The following is a 17,143-nucleotide window of genomic DNA, read 5'->3' on the forward strand; positions in this document are numbered from 1 at the left end:
TCTGCCACTGGCCGCCCAGACGGCAGGACTTCGTGTGTGGCTACGGCAACCTACAGTGGCATGATTGGGCGGCCGGCAATGGGTGCCGGCCGCTTCTCTTCGGGGGCAGGATCATGGAAATGATTGCCAGAGCAATTCGCGGCTTCTTCAATGTGACCGCATCGGGCGTGTTGTTGCTGCTTGGTGTTGGGCTTTTCTTCGGCACCATGGGCGTACCTTCCGACAGTCCGTCTTGGAAGGCCAATGGGCCCGGTGGCGCGGCGGTCGTCTTGTTTCTAGCGCTGTTTAGTGCCTTCCTGGCTTACGCCTTTCGGAAGCAAGCCAACGAGAGACGCACATGGGCCGCATCATTCATCATCAACGTCCTCTCAACCGTGGCATTCCTCAGCGTGTTCGTCATGTGGGCAATTCACCACTTCTAAGGCAACGCTGATAGCGCCTCCGCCACCTGCGGTCATTGCTGCACACACTGGTGATGGCGGAACACTGTTTGGGACGCTCAGAGCAGGGCGCTGGTATTGGGCGCCCTGCTTCTGTTGCTCAACTTTGACTGCCACGAAAGGCCGCTTTGGATCAGAAGCGGACGGACCCAACACAGAAAGCTCCACTGCACGGACATGAAAAAGCCCTTGCTACGCCCTACCGGTCCGATATCCGGTACGTTGGGTCAAGGTTGGCGATAAGCGCACCCACTACGGTCTGAATGTATCCGTTGGCAGTGTCATTGGGATTAGCCGTAATCTCATGATGGACAGGAAACTCCTGAAGGATCGCACCTGTCCTCGCATCTACAACGTAGACAGTCCCTCGGTAGCCGACCCGGGGTGGATAGTAGCCGCCGATGGGATAGGTACCGCCCCTGAGCTGGAAGAAGCTGGGCGCCAGCAGTGTGTTGATTTGGATGGCAAGGCGGTAAGGTTCACTCACCGCCTTACTCGACGAGACGGCTACGCCTTTGAAGATAGTGTCGTCAGGCTCTATAAGGTGAAGCGTGATCTGTCGCTTATTCGCCCATTCTGAGAAGAGCTTGTTCACCGTGGCGCAGCTTTCGTCTTCGCTTGTACAAGACAAATACGCAGTGAAACGTGGACTGGCGTCTTCACCGAACAACTTCATCGCTTTTAGCGATTGCTGTTCAGTCCTACTGAGTACTGCCGGTGTTTCTGCGCATCCCTGCAGCGCGAGAGCCACCAGAACCGCCGCCATCCCCGTTGGTATCCGCATGAGCGTGGTTCCCCTGATTGGTCTTTTCCCTAGACAACGCTTTTGAACTTCAGCCCGGCAAACAAGGGGGCGATGAAGATACATACGGCGCCCCTCGCCACAAAAACTCAAAGTTTGTTCCGGGTCGGAAACGGACATTGGGTGCTATCAGCCGCCACCCATCGTTGACTGAGTATCGCCTTTCACCCCAAGCGTCCGTACGTCGACTTGCTTCTGGTCGGGCGTAGCGGCCATAACCTGCAATGTTCCACCTGCATCGGCAGACTTCATCATGACAACGGGAATGCCTTGATTGTCCGCAACAGCAAACATGACGTGGCCCTTCGCGTCCACCATCATGCCAACACGATCTGACTCCTTACCGTCAGGCACATTGGGCGCGTCTAAACCGAGAGCCACGCGGCCGTTGTCCATGGTCGCCATGCCGCCGCGCTCGTGGCCCGTCTTGTCATAAAGAACGACACCGGCGGCGCGACTGGCTCGCTTGGTGTCCTGCGTGTCCTGCCCAAGCCTGATACGCACGGCTCCGGAGTCGTCGACCACCACGACGCGCTTGGCCGTGATCTGGCGCTGCGCTATGCCGCCGCCCCCGTACCAGGAGAGGCCGAGCGCAATGACAGCTATCAACAGGCCAAGGACGGTCCATTGCGTGCGGCGCAGTGAATGCTCCAAGCGTTCGATACGGCTTTCATAAACTGCCTGGCTCGTCGAATCCATCGGGACTCCTCAACAGTTTGTGGAGATGGCAACGTATCAAGCGCCATCAATTCTGGGCAACGCCCGCTAGCTCAGAAACCGGTCGCGGGCCGTCGATACATCTTGCGAAGGCAAGCTTTGGGGAAGATCCGCCCTGGGTCGGGAGCGGACATTGCGGAAGATGCCAGCTCTGACCGCATGCCTTCAACCGGGCGCACCCGAAACCACGCCCAAAGTGGCCCATCGCTTACTCGCGATCACACGGTCCGCATTCGCCCGCCCGTTCTCCCCGATGCTGCAGGCGCGCTACGATCCAGCTTGCGAAGCGCAACGCGTCGCCATGCTCAATCGCTGGATGTGAGCGCTCGGCAACAGTGCAGCACGAACGACAAAGGGAGAATGTGCAGTCAGGAGAACATTCATTCCCCTCTCATCGGCTAGCCGCTCAATGCGATTACCCGATGGCATGACCCGATACCTACCGCCAAGCCTCGTAAGGAAACCCTGTGACGCACAAGAAGCTCGCCATACTTGCCTCTGCCCTACTCGCCGGCTGCGCCAGCTCCGGCACGAAAGTGGATCCCCATGTCGTCAGCACGTTCCAGCCTGGCATAACGACCATCGCCCAGGTTGAGGCCGAGCTTGGCAAGCCGAACGCCTCGACCCGGCTGCCCGATGGAAGCATCCAGATCATCTACGCCTACACGCATTCGCAAGGCAGCGGCAGCTGGATCCCGTTTGTCGGCGTGTTCCGTGGCCATGCCGACGCAAACACGGTGACCGAGTCCCTCACGTTCGATAAGACCGGCCTGTTCGTCCAGGCCACCTCGTCGAACTCGCAAGCTCAGTCGGACACGCTGTCCAGCAACTGACTGGAAGCGAGACCCAGCCCGCAAAGCCCGCCATCCGGCGGGCCTTTTTTGTGGCTGGTGGAATCCGGTGCAACACAATTTTTGGCATTCCATTGCCATGGAAATCATGCCTTTGCGTTATTGACTGAGGCAAGGGGAAGGGGCACGCACGGATGGTGTGCACACCTAACAAGAGCGCTTAACTCTGCACGGCCTGAATCGCCACGGCGTCGCGGACACTCAGGGCGGCAAGAGAACGAAGAAGGACGCGAGCGGGCGCAAAACGAATGCGATGGCGGCGCTTTATAACCACAAAGCGCCGCTTGCCCAGCACGACCATCATGAAACCATTGGCGCCAAGGCCCGCTCTGGATTGCCATTTCAGCCGGTCAACGCAACACATTGCCGGAATCGTTCGGCCGGTGACTCAAAGCTCAACGTCTGTCGAGGCCGCTCGTTCAACCGCCGGGCCACGGCGTCGACAGCGTTCGCGCGAGCCGTCTGACCGACACTCGCGCGAACGCACAGCCTCTCACTCAGGGAGCTTTCTTGCCCTGCAGCTGTTCAACAGTGGCGAGTGACTTGGCGACATGCTCCTGCGGATGGAGGTGATCGGCCTCTGAAGAGAAGACCGCTGCAATCTTCCCATCGCGGTCGATCACGAACGTCGTGCGCGAGATGAACCCGTGGTCGATGACGTCGCCGCGCACATCCTTGGCGCCCGGCACTGCCGCCTGCATTTTCAGGTCATAGGACGCGGCGATCTTTCCCTCGGGATCGGACGCGATGGGGAACTTGCCTGCGCAGAAGTTCGGGTCCGCGGAGAACGCATTGAGCCGCTGGATACTGTCTGCCGACACACCGATGATCGTGGCGCCTGCTGCCTCGAACTTTGCGGCTTCGGTGGCGAAAGCATGCGCCTCGATATCGCAGCCCCCTGTATAGGCCGAGGGAAAGAAGTACACGACGACCGGCCCGTTCTTGAGGGCGCTTGCCAGTGAAATCTCAAAGGCCTTGCCGTCCTTGCTTGCCTGGGCGGTGAAGGCGGGAGCGGCCGTGCCTTGGCTCAGCGCGGCGAACGCGGGCGGAGCCGCGAGCGCTCCGGCGACCAGGACACCTGCGACCAGGGACAACACAAGACGCTTATTCATGGCGTAACCCTCGGCATGCTTATGGAAAAGAACTTCGCGAAAGCTTCATCCGGGTCGCCCCAGCCCTCGACTTGGCCATTGTATCGGCCTGTTGGGGGCGAAGGGTCGAAGCGGCGCGCAGATAATGGATCACCGGATTCAAGGTAAGTGTCGTCGGCAGCTTCATCGGTTGCATTCCCGATTTCAGGAGCCCGGACCTGAAGACTTCATGCTTCACAACAGGTGCATGAAAGACCCGGAGTCGCCCAATGGCAAGGGGCGCGGCAGCGTTGGATTTACAGGCCGTTCCGTATCGCCAGGCTTGGAACTCTGAACCCCATACCGGCCGCCGCGATGACGATGGCCATGGCGCTCACCGCATGGGATGGCAAGCGCGCGTTGCCTGGCTCCAGTCCCGGTCCAGGGCCTGGCTCGCCTCTCGCTGCTACAGGCGGAAGCGGGCATGCCCAACTCCGCCATGGGTTTGCTGCAAGGCGGAGCTAACTCAGCGCGATGGTTCCGGCCGTCATGGCGCTCAGGCCGATCAACCATAAGCCAATCACGGGCCGATAGTAGGCATGTTCCCTGATCCCGAGGAACAGATAGCCAGGAACGACAAGCGACGCCAGACCTTTCGCTGGGCTGAGGCTAAAGCAAAGGCAGGCCGCGACTAGCTGTGCGACCGCTGCGGCCCCCAACCCAAGCACTGCGACCATGCCCCACACGCCTTCCATGCCGCCCCCTATGGCTTCCCGGTTTACTTGCGACTCCCGGCGCATCCTCTCCGAACGCAGGCGACCAGGCAAACCGCATCGTCTGTGCGCCGATCCAGAAGGCATCTCCATGCCCGAAATCCGCCCTGCGTCAAAGGGGTAACACCCTGTGGCGCTTGAGCGCCCGCCATGCTTTTCAACGTGCCAGAGCCAATGGGTCAACGCTGCAGGCGCAAACCGAATAGGAGCCTTACCCATGGGACTCAAAGCCTGGTCCTTGACCGATGAGCCGGCGACCGACGGTCTATGTCATTGGTTAGAGCATCGTAAGTCGTGTTCTTTTGCCGGCGAAAGCGGCGGTAGATTCAGCCGTCCAGAACGTCAAGCGCGCCGAATAACACATCAGAACCTTCGGCTGGCGCGTGGCGACGCCTCTGTCGCGGAGGCAAAAACAACGCAAGAAAATCGGCATTTGTGCAACTACTTCCGCCGGCGCCGAGCTGGCGAGCCGTGCAAGGCGAGCGGGTATTGCTTCGTCTCGCATCAGTCGCTTTGCGATGGCAAGCCGGCGCCCGTGCGGAAGGTCACAGAAGCCCATTCAACCGAGGAGAACCCCATGACTGACAATCCCCGTAGCCGCGCCTGGTTCCGTGTGGCGGTCGTTTACTTTGTCGTCGCCGTTGCATTGGGCCTGGTCATGGGTGCTTCCGGTGACCACTCGCTGATGGCCGTGCACGCCCATCTCAACTTGCTTGGCTGGGTCTCCATGACGCTGTTCGGCCTGATCGGCCTGGCCTATCCCGCCATCACCGAAGGGCGAATCGCCAGCTTGCATTTCTGGCTCTACAACATCGGCATGCCGGCGATGCTCGCCGCGCTGGCTGCCCAGCTCAAAAACGTCCCCGGGTTTGATCCGGTGCTCGGCATCGGCTCGGCAGTGACCGGTATCAGCGTCGCACTGTTTGCGTGGCTGGTCATCACGCGCATCGCAACACGCCCCTTCCTCGATCAGTCGAAAGAGCACAAAGATCGACCAGATCAATCAGCTCAATCAGGAGCGGCTTGATAGCGGCGCGACTGAGTCTTCGCTTCGACCTTGCCGTTCGTACAACGACCCACATTCACGCCGACTGCACATGGTCCGCTTCGGGTCAGCCGCGGACGTCGCCGTTTAGCACCATGTGCTCGCGACATGGTGCTCACCTGCCGTGGGCCATGATCGCGGGCGGCGGATCGCGGTTGATCCCGTTCTTGGTTATCGGGCGCACGAGCCCATGATGGCGCCCTTCGTGGCATCTGTTCTGGCCGGACCGATACGACCTATACCTCACCCGGGAGCGTACGCGTAACGGGCCACCCTGGTGAGGGGACGGCCCGAATGAAGGCCATCAACATCACGATAACCGACGCGCCACGGCAGCGATGGGCGACACCAAAGCGGAGAGACGCGCATGGCTGGAAAATTCGACGCCATCGTCATTGGCACCGGCCAGGCAGGGCCGTCCATGGCGGGGCGACTGACTGATGCCGGCATGACGGTCGCCGTTGTGGAACGGCATCTGATCGGCGGAACGTGCGTCAACACTGGCTGCAAGCCGACCAAGACACTGGTCGCCAGCGCCTATGCCGCCCATCACGCCCGGCGCAGCGCCGACTACGGCGTGATCACCGGGCCGATCGGCATCGACATGGCGCGCGTCCACGCACGCTCGCAAAAGATCTCTGTCGACTCGCGCAACGGCAACGAAACCTGGCTGCGTAGCATGAAGGGTTGCACCCTCATTCGTGGCCATGCCCGTTTCGAGAGCGCCAAGACAGTGCGAGTGGGCGACGAACTGCTGGAGGCGGAGCGCATCTTCATCAATGTCGGCGGACGCGCCCTGGTGCCGGATATGCCGGGGGTTGGCGAAGTACCTTTCTTCACCAACAGCTCGCTGCTCGATACCGATCTGCTTCCCGATCATCTGGTGGTGGTCGGCGGCAGCTATATCGGTCTCGAGTTTGCACAGATCTACGCGCGTTTTGGATCGAGGGTGACCGTCGTCGAGAAAGGACCGCGGCTGATCGGCCGCGAGGATGCCGAGATATCGGACGCCGTCCGTTCGATCCTCGAAGCCGAGGGCATCCAGATCCGCACGGGCGCCGAGTGCATCCGTTTTGCCCGCCACCCGGATGGCGTCGCGGTCGGCCTCGACTGCAGCGAGGGCGTGCCAGAAACCATTGGCAGCCATCTCCTGCTCGCCGTCGGGCGGCGTCCCAATACCGATGATCTGGGTTTGGAAATGGCCGGCATCGAGACGGACAAGCGCGGCTATATCCAGGTCAACGACCGGCTGGAGACGAATGTTCCGGGCATCTGGGCGCTGGGTGACTGCAACGGCCGTGGCGCCTTTACTCATACTGCCTACAACGACTTCGAGATCGTGGCGCAAAACCTGCTCGACGGCGCCAACCGCAAAGTCACCGACCGCATTGCCTGTTACGCGCTCTATGTCGATCCGCCGCTGGGTCGGGTCGGCATGACCGAAACGGAGGCCCGCGCCACGGGAAGCCGGATCCTCGTCGGCCGGCGTCCGATGAGGCGCGTTGGCCGCGCTGTCGAGAAGGACGAACAGCTAGGTTTCATGAAGATCGTGGTGGATGCCGATACCGACGCCATCCTGGGGGCTGCAATCCTTGGCACGAGTGGCGATGAGGCGATCCACACCGTGCTGGACATCATGGCGGCCGGCGGCAATGCCGCCACACTTAGGCACACGATGCACATTCACCCGACCGTGTCCGAACTGGTGCCGACCATCGCGGGCGAGCTTCGCCCCGTTTCCTAATGGATCTCCTTGACGCAATGGAGGCGCCGGCTTCGCAAGCTGTCGGGGCCTGGTATCACGATGAACGCGAAGTTTTCTCGGCCACCGCTCCAAGAGGTGTGGCACACCGACCACTTCGCCGCTGATCACCGACCGGCGCTGGCCTGCGCGAAGACAAATCAGCATCAGCAACCAGCCGAGCAACCTGTTTGTTTCCTCAACACACGCAGAATCACCATGGAGGACGCCGATGCAAGCGCAGAAGATCCGCGAGGCCATCGATCAACACTGGACTGCTTCCGCCGCGGGCGATCAAGAGGTCGAGCACGACATCTATCACGATGACGCTGTGTGCGAGTACCCCCAATCGGGCGAGATCATTCGTGGTCGGCGTAATCTGCAAGCGCTACGCAGCCATCACCCGGGTAAACCATCGGGATTCGCGGTGCGTCGCATCGTTGGAGAAGGCAATCTCTGGGTTAGCGAGTATGTGATTACCTATGAGGGCAAGCCAACCTACACCGTGAGCATCATGGAGTTTCGGGATGGAAAGGTCTCGCATGAGGCCCAGTACTTCGCCGATCCGTTTGCAGCTCCCGGTTGGCGCTCTCAGTGGGTCGAAACGTGAGGAAGCAGTGGAGATGCCGCAGCAAGGAAGATGTCGGCATGCGAATACAAGGCCGGAGTCCACTTTCTCGGCGACGAGCGGCCGATGGAGAGGATTGGTTTGAACTGCAACATCCATGCACTTTGGCCGAAGTGGACCTGACAACTCTCGTCGAAACAGGGATGCCTCCGCGTGGACCGGCTGCACGTTTCACCGTAGCGGCCTTTGGACCAACAACGGACGCATCATGCCTTGCGTCTGCAAGCACGTCGTAAGGCTGGGCACCCATGTCGAAGCAACCTACACCGTCCCCATGAATGGTTACGTGGTCGTCGCTTTCATCGGAGCAACGCCCGCCGAAGTCGCTCAGGCCCAACGTCTGGCGAAGAACTGGGAAGCTCAGCGTCACCTGATGCTCAAACCGCAATCGATGAAGGCAGTTGCGATCCGCCAGTCGCCTACCGTCGCCCTGACGCAGGCTGAGCTTCGCAGCGACCTCGTCTCTGCCGCATTGGCGGAACCGCCCTGAAATTGCGTCAGCCGACTGCCGCGATGACGCGTATCACGATCCGTAAGCACTGGGCGGCAAGGTTGTTGACTGGCTCGACAATTTGACGGGTGAGGAATCCCACGCGGGCCCACCGATGTGAGGCACTGATGCCCGAACACCACGTCGGCTGGGCATCGCCCCTTCAAGACCCTTGGGAGCGACAAGCTAGAGGGTGCGACTTGAGCACGCCCCGCCCGGACCGACTTCACGCGGAGCGACTGCTTCACGGCTCTTTTGTTCTTTTTGTCGCCTTCGGTCGCGCGCCTGCCGGCGCCTTCTTCGTGGATTTCGCCTGGTTATAGGCAATGGCAGTGCGGATGAGTCGCTTCAGCGCGGACGAGTTGACCTTGTCGCCTTCGAGGAAATCGATCGCCCGCCACGTGCCGCCGCCAAGGCCAGCGTTGAAGAGCTGGTCCGGATCGGCGAGCTTTGCCCCGTGCGAAAAAGTGAGCTTCACCTTGCCCTTGTGGGCGTTGCCTACGGCAATGATGCCGTCGCGATACCACACCGGGCTGCCCATCCACTTCCATTCCTCGACGATCTGCGGATCGGCCGCCAGGATGGCCTTGCGCACGCTTGCAAAGGTCTTGCCGCGCCAGTCCGTCAGTCCTTCGATCAACTGGTCAATGCGCTCCGAAGGTTCCATGGGTTCGTCTCCTTGCCATGCAAGCCGCGTTCCGGGGACCACCATGGTAGCTGGCCGCCATGGGACCGACGTGAGGCCAAGGTCAGCCATTCAGGTCGCCGCATCGAGCAAGCCATCCACCACTGAGGTGCGCAGACCGGAGGTTTCCGCTTCCGAATGGCGCCCGCTGCCAGGATGCGCGGCGCCCACCGTCCGCTGCAACCTTTCACGAGGCCACCGGCACACATGGGCGACAAGCCGAGGTGGGCCTGCACCGATGCTGGCTCGCCGCGGCGTAAAGCGCGAGGCGTCACCGTGACGATGAACACGGCGTGTCGACGGCCAACAACCATGAGCGGACCTGCCAGCACGGAAGGCATCCCTATGCATACCGGCGAGCAGTACCACGCGTTCATGCTTGGCTCGCAGCGAGACCGGGCGGTGCGCGAGCGGTTCCAGAAGTTGGCGCTCGGTCTGATGCCCGCCGGCGCGGGCCTACTCGATTTCGGCGCAGGCACAGGCATCGATGCCAAGGCTTATGCCGCCAGCGGACATCCCACATTCGTCTATGAGCCTTCCGAACCGATGCGAGCCTGCCTGGCCCGTTACTGCCGCGATGAAATCGCCCGAGAGACCGTTGTCACCCTCACCTCGCCCCTCGCCTGCAAGGTGCAGGCAGTCACCGCAGACTTCGCCGTCCTCAACCACATCGAGGATCACGCCGCGCTCTTTGAAGAGCTGTCGCACGTGGTGCAGGCCGGCGGTTTTGTCCTGGCCAGCATGCTCAATCCCTATTACCTGGGCGACGCACGCTACGACTGGTGGAGAGCCAACCTGGTGAATCTCGTGCGTCATGGTCATTACGCCATTCCCAGCGAAAGCCGTATCCATCGCTTTTCGCCAGGGTTCATGGCGCGCGCGGCGGCCCCGTATTTCCACCTGGAGCGGCGCACGCCGCGCGGTTGGGGCACGGTCACCGAGCTCTACATGTTCCTGCTGTTCCGGCGCGACTGACATGTGGAAGGACTGGATAAGGCCATGGGTTCGCCCGCTGCCGCAATGGTCGACAATCGCCGTTGCGCCTCCCCAGCGGGTGGTCAGCGCCACCTTGCATTGGGATGGCCATTCGGTCGATGTCACGACCGATCACACGGTGGCCTCACTGAAGCCTCTGTCGATCGCAACCAGTATCGATGCTGGCCAACGTCCGACACTCGAATACCGCGACAGCGCCACCGGCAGGCCGTTGGGCTTCCTGCACCTGGCAAAGGCAGCGGGCGTCGCCACCAACGGGGCAGCGCTTGCCGTCTATCACGTCGCGTCCGGCGAACACCGTTGCCTCGACTGGCCCCGTCGGCCCTGGAATACGTGGTTGCAGAATCGCCTGATGCGGAAGACGCCGTCGTCGCATCACGGACTGATGCAGCCGGCCGCCGTACAGCAACTGATGATTGCCTATCTGTGCCCGCGACCCGTCGTGCTTGTATCAGTCGCGACGGCTGGCCACTGCAACATATTCCCGATGGACCTGATCGGCCCTCTGGGCGCCAGCGGGCTGTATTCGCTGGCGTTGCGCAGCACCAATGTGTCGGCGCACGTTATGCGGGAGGTGCGCCAGGTGGTGCTGTCCAACGTCCCCGCGACGATGAAGGCGCAGGTGTACCAGCTCAGCCAGCATCACAAGACGCCCCTCACGGACTGGGCTGCCCTGCCATTTCCGGTGCGACCATCGAAGGCGTTTGGCATTCCCGCTGTCTCCGATGCGCTGCGAATTCAGGAGCTGACCATCGTGGATAGCCAGGAGCTCGGTTCGCACATATTTTTCCTGTGCCACGTCGAAACCGACCAACCCGCCGTGGATGGCGCCCAGCTGCATCACACGCCCGGATTTCACCAGGCCTATCGCCGTCGACGGCATATGCCTTTCACCGAGATCTGATCCACGCGCCGTGACGTGTGCGCGGTGCTCCGCGGGCCATCGTTCGATGCTAGGCGCGCAGGGACAGTTCGCCTTCGATCTCCACCGGCATGTTGAAGGGCAGCTCCGCCACGCCGATGGCGCTGCGCGTATGCGTGCCCCGCTGCGGGCCGTACAGCTCCAGGATGAGGTCGGAGAATCCGTTGATGACCTGCGGCTGCTGCGTGAACCCGGGCGCTGAGTTGACCATGCCGAAAACCCGATGCCAGCGATCGACCCGATCGAGGTCGCCGATGGCGCGCTTGAGGCTGGCGAGCATGGAAAGCGCGACGAGTCGCGCCGCCTGGTAGCCCTCGCTGACGGACAGGTCCGCGCCCACCTTGCCGAAGGGCCCGGCCAACGTGCCATCCGCGGCTTGCGGCCCGTGCCCCGAGAGGAGCACCCGGACGCCACACACCTGGGCGAACTCGAACGGGAGGCGCAGGTCGCTGGGCACGGGAAAAGCTGGCGGCAAGGCCAACCCCAGCGCGGTCAGACGGGACTCGATCTCGCTCATGGGCACTCTCCGGTCACGCACGATGGGTTGACGGTCGACTTACCCGCGCAACTTACCTCATGCCGGCCCGAGAGGCGCGCCCTCCGCGTGCGCTGCATCAACGAGGATGGGTTAGTGCGAACCCACGCTTTCCAGCAACGCCGCCGATGGCACGAAGAACAGCGTGCCGGTTACGGCCTTGCTGAAGTCCAGCAAGCGATCGTAATTGCCTGGCGGCTTGCCGACGAACATGTTGGTGAGCATCTGCTCGATGCGCGTCGGTGAGCGCGCATAGCCGATGAAGTAGGTACCGAACTCGCCCTTGCCGGCCTCACCGAACGGCATGTTGTCGCGCAGGATCTCGAGCTCTTCGCCATCCTCTTCGATGCTGGTGAGCACGTTGTGGGCATAGGAAGGTTTGGCTGCTTCGTCCAGCTCCACGTCGGAGAGCTTCTTCCTTCCGACGATTCCTTCCTGCTGCTCGACCGGCACCGCGTTCCACGCCTTCAGGTCATGCAGGTATTTCTGCACGATGACGTAGCTGCCGCCGGCGAAGGCCGGATCTTCGTCGCCGATCGTGGTGGCGTCGACGGCTGCCTGATCCACGGGATTCTCGGTGCCATCGACAAAGCCAAGCAAGTCGCGCTCATCGAAGTACTTGAAGCCGTGCACCTCATCGACAGCTGTGACGACATCACCGATGCGCGACATGATCTGGGTGGCCAGCTCGAAGCACAGGTCCATGTGCGTGGCGCGGATATGGAAGAGCAAGTCTCCCGGCGTGGCGACGGCGTGGTGCACGCCCTTGATCTCGCGGAAGGGATGAAGCTCGGCGGGCCGCGGCGTACCGAACAGTCGATCCCAGGCCGCCGATCCGATGCCCACCACGCATGACAGGCGCCGCTCCGGCTGCCGGAAACCCACCGCGCGGACCAGCGACGCGATATCGCTCCAAAGCGCGCGGGCTGCCGCGTTGCCAGCCGGGTCGGGGTCAAGCGTCGCGACCATGAAAATCGCCGCTCGCGTCAGCGGCGCCGTTATCGCTTGCGTATTCATGGTGGGCGCCCCGCGCTGCTATTCGTCCGAGCATGCAGCATGGGGGGATCCCGATGAAGCAGCCGTGCAAGCTTGTTATCCCCTCGGTCGTTCGCACCGCACCGAACCACCGAGGGAGCCAGGCTCCCCCGGCCGAGCGCCGCGTGGCCCGGATCGCCCCCCCACAACTGCGGGGTTCATGCTCGGCGCGCTAGCTGCCAGGCTCAATTCGGGCTCATTGGCGCGCGGGACCCGGTCGCACCGGCCACAGCTAGCCGATCGCCCCCCTTTACCGTGTAAAATGGTTAATTTTTAGCCAGCAGTATGGTGCAAGCAGCTCAACGGGCGTCGGTCCGTGGCCCGACGTTCATCCGCCTACTTGCGCGCATGACCGACGTTGGCGTCACACCTACCCAGCAGTCGCTGTCGCAGCGGCTCAGCCAGTGGCTCGACTGGACGCATTCGATCGCCCTCTCCACGGCGCTTGACGGCAGGCCTGCCGCGGCCGATGGCGCCGCCTCGTCGTCGGTCAGCGCCGAGGAAGAGGAGTGCGCGCATGCGCGCGCCACCCTGACCGCGACGATTACGGGCGACGGGATCGGCGTGTCCGCTTCTGCATCCGGGCAGATCCCAGCGATTGAAGCGGGCGCCGATGGCACGGTCGACTACGCCCCCTTTCGTCAGCGCTACCTCAGCATGCAGCGCTCGATGCAGTCGGCCACGGGCAGGCTGCGCGGTCGCCTGCGCGACAGGCTCGCCGAGGGAACCGCCGACATGGCCCGCCTTGCCGCCGTGGATGCCGTCATGGAACGCGCCTTGAGCCCACGCGAGCACACGCTGTTGGCCACCGTGCCGACCGTGCTCGGCGAGCACTTCGAGCGACTGCGCCAAGCCGGCGACAACACCGTCGCCGACGCGCCCGCATCGCCGGACACACCGGCGGCCGCGTCTCGCGCGTGGCTGGACGTGTTTCGCCGAGACATGCAGAGCGTGCTGCTCGCCGAACTGGATCTTCGCTTTCAACCGGTCGACGGGCTGCTTGCAGCGCTTCGCACCCGCTAACGGGAACATCATGTTCAGACATCTCCTCCAATTCACCGTGTTGCTCGTGGGTCTCGCCGCTGTCTGCTGGATCGGCGCGGGCTACGTCGGCTCCAATCCGCTGGGCGAAGCCGTCGCGCTGATGATCGGCGCCTGCTACCTGGCCGGCGCCTACGAGCTGCATCGCTACCGGCAGGCGACTGCCACGCTGCAGCAAGCCGTTGCCGGCTTGTCGGTCGCGCCGGCGAACCTCGGTGACTGGCTCGATCGCCTGCATCCCAGCCTCCGCAACGCCACGCGCCTGCGCATCGAGGGTGGGCGCGTCGTGCTGCCCGCGCCGGTGCTGACGCCGTACCTCGTCGGCCTGCTGGTGCTGCTGGGCATGCTGGGCACCCTGCTGGGCATGATGGCGACCCTGCGCGGCACCGGCCTGGCGCTGGAAAGCGCGACGGATCTTCAAGCCATCCGTGGCTCGCTCGCCGCGCCGGTCAAGGGCCTCGGGTTCGCGTTCGGCACCTCGATCGCCGGCGTGGCCAGCTCGGCGATGCTCGGGCTGCTCTCCGCCCTGTGCCGACGCGAACGGCTCCAAGCTGTGCAGTCGCTCGATGCGAAGATCGCCACGACCTTGCGCGTGCATTCGCAGGCCCATCAACGCGAGGAAGCGTTCAAGCTGCTGCAGCAGCAGACGGCCCTGATGCCGGCCCTGGTCGACCGTCTGCAAGCCATGATGGCAAGCATCGAACAGCAGAACCTGGCCGCCCAGGAGCGGCAGATCGCCAGTCATGAGGCCTTTCATGCCAAGACCGAGACTGTCTACGTCAATCTCGCCTCCTCGGTGGAGCAGACGCTGAAGGACAGCGTCGCCCAGGGCGCCCGCGCTGGCGCATCGGCCCTGCAGCCGGTGGTGGACTCCACCATGGCAGGCCTCGCGCAGCAGGCAACCCAGCTGCACGGCACGATCACGCAGTCCGTGGAGCAACAACTGCAAGCACTGACCACCAGCGTCGAGACCAGCACCACCACCGTGGCGCAGATCTGGAACGCGGCCGTGGCGGAGCAGCGCGAGGCCAACACGGCGCTGACCCAGGACCTGCGCGGGTCGCTGGCGCAGTTCACCGACACCTTCGACCAGCGCTCGGCCCATCTGCTGGAATGCGTGGCGTCGCGACTCGATGCCAGCGCGAACCACGCGACCGAGGCCTGGAACAACGCGCTGTCGCGGCAGCAGGCCGCGAATGATGACCTGGCGGCCCGCAACGAGCGGGCCCTGTCAGCGGCTGGCGCGATCTTCGAGGAACACGCGTCCTCGCTGGTCAGCGTCGTGCGCGATTCGCACACCGAGCTGCAGGCGACGCTGGAATCGCGCGACCAGCAGCGCCTGGAGGCTTGGTCGGAGGCGCTCGGGGCGATGACGTCGTCGCTGGGCCAGCAGTGGGAGCAGGCCGGCGAGCACGCCGCGACCCGTCAGCAGGAGATCTGCGACACGCTCGCTCGCACCGCCAGCGACATCTCGGCCCAGGCGCAGTCGCACGCCAGCGCGACGATCGCCGAGATTTCCCGCCTCGTGCAGGCCGCCTCGGAAGCGCCGAAGGTGGCCGCCGAAGTTGTCGCCGAATTGCGCCAGAAACTGTCTGACAGCATGGTCCGCGATACCGCGATGCTCGAAGAACGCAGCCGCCTGCTGGCGACGCTGGAAACCCTGCTCGATGCGGTCAACCACGCATCCACCGAGCAACGCACCGCGGTCGACGCGCTGGTCAGCACCTCGGCCGGCCTGCTCGAACGCGTCGGCGCCCGTTTCATCGAGCATGTCGAAGCCGAAACCGGCAAGCTTGACTGCGTCGCCGCGCAGATCACCGGAAGCGCGGTCGAAGTGGCCAGTCTGGGCGAAGCCTTCGGCGTGGCCGTGCAGCTGTACGGCCAGTCGAACGAGGCGTTGATGGAACGCCTGCAGGTCATTGCCGACGCGCTGGACAAGTCGCTGGTTCGCAGCGATGAACAGCTCGCCTATTACGTCATGCAGGCCAGGGAAGTGGTCGACCTCAGCATGCTGTCGCAAAAGCAGATCATCGAGGAACTGCAGCAGATCGGCAGTCAGCGCGCGCTGGCCGAAACGGAGACCGCATGACCGACGACATGGAGCTCGAATCCGATTCGGGCACGCCCATCTGGGCCGCCTTCGGCGACCTCATGTCGGTGCTGCTCGGCGCGTTCGTGCTGATTCTGGTCGGCGTGATCGGCGTGCAGCTGCAGCTGTCGCACCGGCTCGACGAGGAGGTCAAGCAACGACAGGCCGAGGCGCAACGCCGCATGAGTCTCGAGCAAGCGCTGGCGGCGCCGCTCGCCGCCGGCCGCGTCACACTGGTCAACGGTCGCATCGGCATTCGTGGCAGCGTGCTGTTCGCGTTGAACTCCGATCAGCTCCAGCCGGAAGGCGACGAGCTGCTGAAGAGCCTGGCCGGCCCGCTGTCCGACTACCTCAAGTCCCGCGACGAAATCCTGATGGTGAGCGGCTTCACCGATGACCGTCAGGTGCTCGACGGCAATCGCCGCTTTGCGGACAACTGGGAACTGTCGGCCGAGCGTGCGCTTACCGTGACGCGCGCGCTGATCGCCCACGGCGTGCCCGCTTCCTCGGTGTTCGCCGCCGCGTTTGGCGCCGAGCAGCCGGTCAGCTCAAACGCCGACGACGAGGGACGCGCGAGAAACCGTCGCGTCGAAATCGCCCCCGTGCCGAAGCCATCGGCGACGACCGCTGCGTCCCATGACTGACAGCGCGACGCACGCTCGCGCCCGGCTCGACGCGTGGCGCGAACAAGGCGCCGATCGCGTCGATCCCTTGCGCTTCCATGTCATGGAGGCGCTGGAGCGGCGTGCCGCCGATCACCACGGCGAAGCCCGGCGTTTGCTGGACCAGCGGCTTTCCGCGCTGCTTGATGCCTACGAGGCCGACCTCGGGCGCGCGCGGCGCCGCGAACCGGGAATCGACTGCACGGCCGAAAATGGCGCGGAGGCGCGTGGCGGCTTGGGGACCTTGGTCGACCACGTGGCGGCGGGGGATGCCGATGCCCGCCTGCATGCGTTCGCGGCGCCGGAAGCGCTGGAAGGCATTCGCAAGCTGTGGGCCAAGCTGCGTACCGACAGCCAGATGCGGCAGTCCCTTCAGCAGGCGCCAACCAATGCCGGCCCGCTCAACTCGAGCGCCCTGGTGCACCGGGCGATCACCCTGATGCGCGAAGTCTCGCCGGGGTATCTCCAGCATTTCCTGGGCTACGTCGACGACCTGACCTGGCTGGAGCAGATGAACGTGGCCGCGCCTCCGGTGGCGCAAGACGCGCCGCCGGCGGCGACCACGAAGAAGCGCGCGCCCAGAAAACCACGCAAGCCGCAGGCCTGAGCGCGCCCGCCAAG

19 protein-coding genes are annotated in these 17,143 nt (G+C 63.5%); 12 read left to right on the forward strand and 7 right to left on the reverse strand.

The window, feature by feature from the left end; all coding sequences use genetic code 11:
* Nucleotides 1–113 precede the first annotated feature (113 nt).
* A complete protein-coding gene (locus DVT68_RS09605; RefSeq protein WP_147281699.1) occupies nt 114–422 on the forward strand; it encodes a hypothetical protein in 309 nt (102 codons plus the stop codon).
* 217 nt (nt 423–639) lie between these two features.
* Here the strand turns inward: DVT68_RS09605 and DVT68_RS09610 are convergent, their stop codons facing one another.
* Nucleotides 640–1,206: a hypothetical protein gene (locus DVT68_RS09610; RefSeq protein ID WP_114824851.1), complete on the reverse strand. Its 567-nt coding sequence runs from the start codon at nt 1,204–1,206 to the stop codon at nt 640–642.
* A 165-nt stretch (nt 1,207–1,371) separates the two neighbouring features.
* A complete protein-coding gene (locus tag DVT68_RS09615) occupies nt 1,372–1,941 on the reverse strand; it encodes a hypothetical protein (protein WP_114824852.1) in 570 nt (189 codons plus the stop codon).
* 485 nt (nt 1,942–2,426) lie between these two features.
* On the opposite strand from DVT68_RS09615, the gene DVT68_RS09620 reads away from it, so the two are divergent.
* The gene (locus tag DVT68_RS09620) at nt 2,427–2,792 is read left to right on the forward strand and encodes a hypothetical protein (RefSeq protein WP_114824853.1); all 366 of its coding nucleotides are present in this window, start codon (nt 2,427–2,429) and stop codon (nt 2,790–2,792) included.
* A 515-nt stretch (nt 2,793–3,307) separates the two neighbouring features.
* Here the strand turns inward: DVT68_RS09620 and DVT68_RS09625 are convergent.
* Nucleotides 3,308–3,922 (reverse strand): peroxiredoxin, encoded by a 615-nt coding sequence (locus DVT68_RS09625; protein WP_114824854.1) that lies wholly within the window; start codon nt 3,920–3,922, stop codon nt 3,308–3,310.
* Between the two features lie 479 nt (nt 3,923–4,401).
* Nucleotides 4,402–4,635 carry a hypothetical protein gene (locus DVT68_RS09630; RefSeq protein WP_147281700.1) on the reverse strand — a complete coding sequence of 78 codons (234 nt, stop codon included), beginning with the start codon at nt 4,633–4,635 and terminating at the stop codon, nt 4,402–4,404.
* A gap of 595 nt (nt 4,636–5,230) precedes the next feature.
* Here DVT68_RS09630 and DVT68_RS09635 point away from each other — a divergent pair.
* From DVT68_RS09635 to DVT68_RS09650, 4 genes are all read left to right on the forward strand, one after another.
* Nucleotides 5,231–5,680: a hypothetical protein gene (locus tag DVT68_RS09635; RefSeq protein WP_199536017.1), complete on the forward strand. Its 450-nt coding sequence runs from the start codon at nt 5,231–5,233 to the stop codon at nt 5,678–5,680.
* A 385-nt stretch (nt 5,681–6,065) separates the two neighbouring features.
* Nucleotides 6,066–7,442, forward strand: coding sequence for an FAD-containing oxidoreductase (locus tag DVT68_RS09640; protein ID WP_114824856.1), 1,377 nt, complete (start codon nt 6,066–6,068; stop codon nt 7,440–7,442).
* A gap of 229 nt (nt 7,443–7,671) precedes the next feature.
* Nucleotides 7,672–8,049 carry a nuclear transport factor 2 family protein gene (locus tag DVT68_RS09645; protein WP_114824857.1) on the forward strand — a complete coding sequence of 126 codons (378 nt, stop codon included), beginning with the start codon at nt 7,672–7,674 and terminating at the stop codon, nt 8,047–8,049.
* Between the two features lie 292 nt (nt 8,050–8,341).
* Entirely contained in the window at nt 8,342–8,557 is a 216-nt protein-coding gene (locus tag DVT68_RS09650; protein ID WP_199536018.1) for a hypothetical protein, read from the forward strand.
* Between the two features lie 244 nt (nt 8,558–8,801).
* Here the strand turns inward: DVT68_RS09650 and DVT68_RS09655 are convergent, their stop codons facing one another.
* Nucleotides 8,802–9,197: a DUF1801 domain-containing protein gene (locus DVT68_RS09655; protein WP_425477465.1), complete on the reverse strand. Its 396-nt coding sequence runs from the start codon at nt 9,195–9,197 to the stop codon at nt 8,802–8,804.
* Between the two features lie 357 nt (nt 9,198–9,554).
* Here DVT68_RS09655 and DVT68_RS09660 point away from each other — a divergent pair, with 357 nt between their 5' ends.
* Together DVT68_RS09660 and DVT68_RS09665 are read left to right on the forward strand one after the other, a co-directional pair.
* Nucleotides 9,555–10,217: a methyltransferase domain-containing protein gene (locus tag DVT68_RS09660; RefSeq protein ID WP_233523417.1), complete on the forward strand. Its 663-nt coding sequence runs from the start codon at nt 9,555–9,557 to the stop codon at nt 10,215–10,217.
* Nucleotide 10,218: 1 nt separating this feature from the next.
* Nucleotides 10,219–11,142 (forward strand): PNPOx family protein, encoded by a 924-nt coding sequence (locus DVT68_RS09665; RefSeq protein WP_114824860.1) that lies wholly within the window; start codon nt 10,219–10,221, stop codon nt 11,140–11,142.
* A 49-nt stretch (nt 11,143–11,191) separates the two neighbouring features.
* On the opposite strand, the gene DVT68_RS09670 is transcribed toward DVT68_RS09665, so the two are convergent.
* Complete coding sequence (locus tag DVT68_RS09670) at nt 11,192–11,677, reverse strand: RidA family protein (protein WP_114824861.1); 486 nt, start codon at nt 11,675–11,677, stop codon at nt 11,192–11,194.
* Nucleotides 11,678–11,788: 111 nt separating this feature from the next.
* On the reverse strand, nt 11,789–12,712 hold the full coding sequence (locus DVT68_RS09675) for a Dyp-type peroxidase (protein ID WP_114824862.1): 924 nt from the start codon (nt 12,710–12,712) through the stop codon (nt 11,789–11,791).
* A 303-nt stretch (nt 12,713–13,015) separates the two neighbouring features.
* On the opposite strand from DVT68_RS09675, the gene DVT68_RS09680 reads away from it, so the two are divergent.
* The 4 genes from DVT68_RS09680 to DVT68_RS09695 are packed head-to-tail and all read left to right on the forward strand — an operon-like array spanning nt 13,016 to nt 17,129.
* Nucleotides 13,016–13,753, forward strand: a complete 738-nt coding sequence (locus DVT68_RS09680; RefSeq protein WP_114824863.1) for a DUF3348 domain-containing protein — start codon at nt 13,016–13,018, stop codon at nt 13,751–13,753.
* 10 nt (nt 13,754–13,763) lie between these two features.
* Nucleotides 13,764–15,860: a DUF802 domain-containing protein gene (locus DVT68_RS09685; protein WP_114824864.1), complete on the forward strand. Its 2,097-nt coding sequence runs from the start codon at nt 13,764–13,766 to the stop codon at nt 15,858–15,860.
* Nucleotides 15,857–16,504 (forward strand): OmpA family protein, encoded by a 648-nt coding sequence (locus tag DVT68_RS09690; RefSeq protein WP_114824865.1) that lies wholly within the window; start codon nt 15,857–15,859, stop codon nt 16,502–16,504. The genes DVT68_RS09685 and DVT68_RS09690 overlap by 4 nt, the downstream gene beginning before the upstream one ends.
* Nucleotides 16,497–17,129, forward strand: coding sequence for a DUF2894 domain-containing protein (locus DVT68_RS09695; RefSeq protein WP_114824866.1), 633 nt, complete (start codon nt 16,497–16,499; stop codon nt 17,127–17,129). Before DVT68_RS09690 ends, DVT68_RS09695 begins: the two co-directional genes overlap by 8 nt.
* Nucleotides 17,130–17,143 lie beyond the last annotated feature (14 nt).

Source organism: Dyella solisilvae, assembly GCF_003351225.1.
Classification (GTDB): domain Bacteria; phylum Pseudomonadota; class Gammaproteobacteria; order Xanthomonadales; family Rhodanobacteraceae; genus Dyella; species Dyella solisilvae.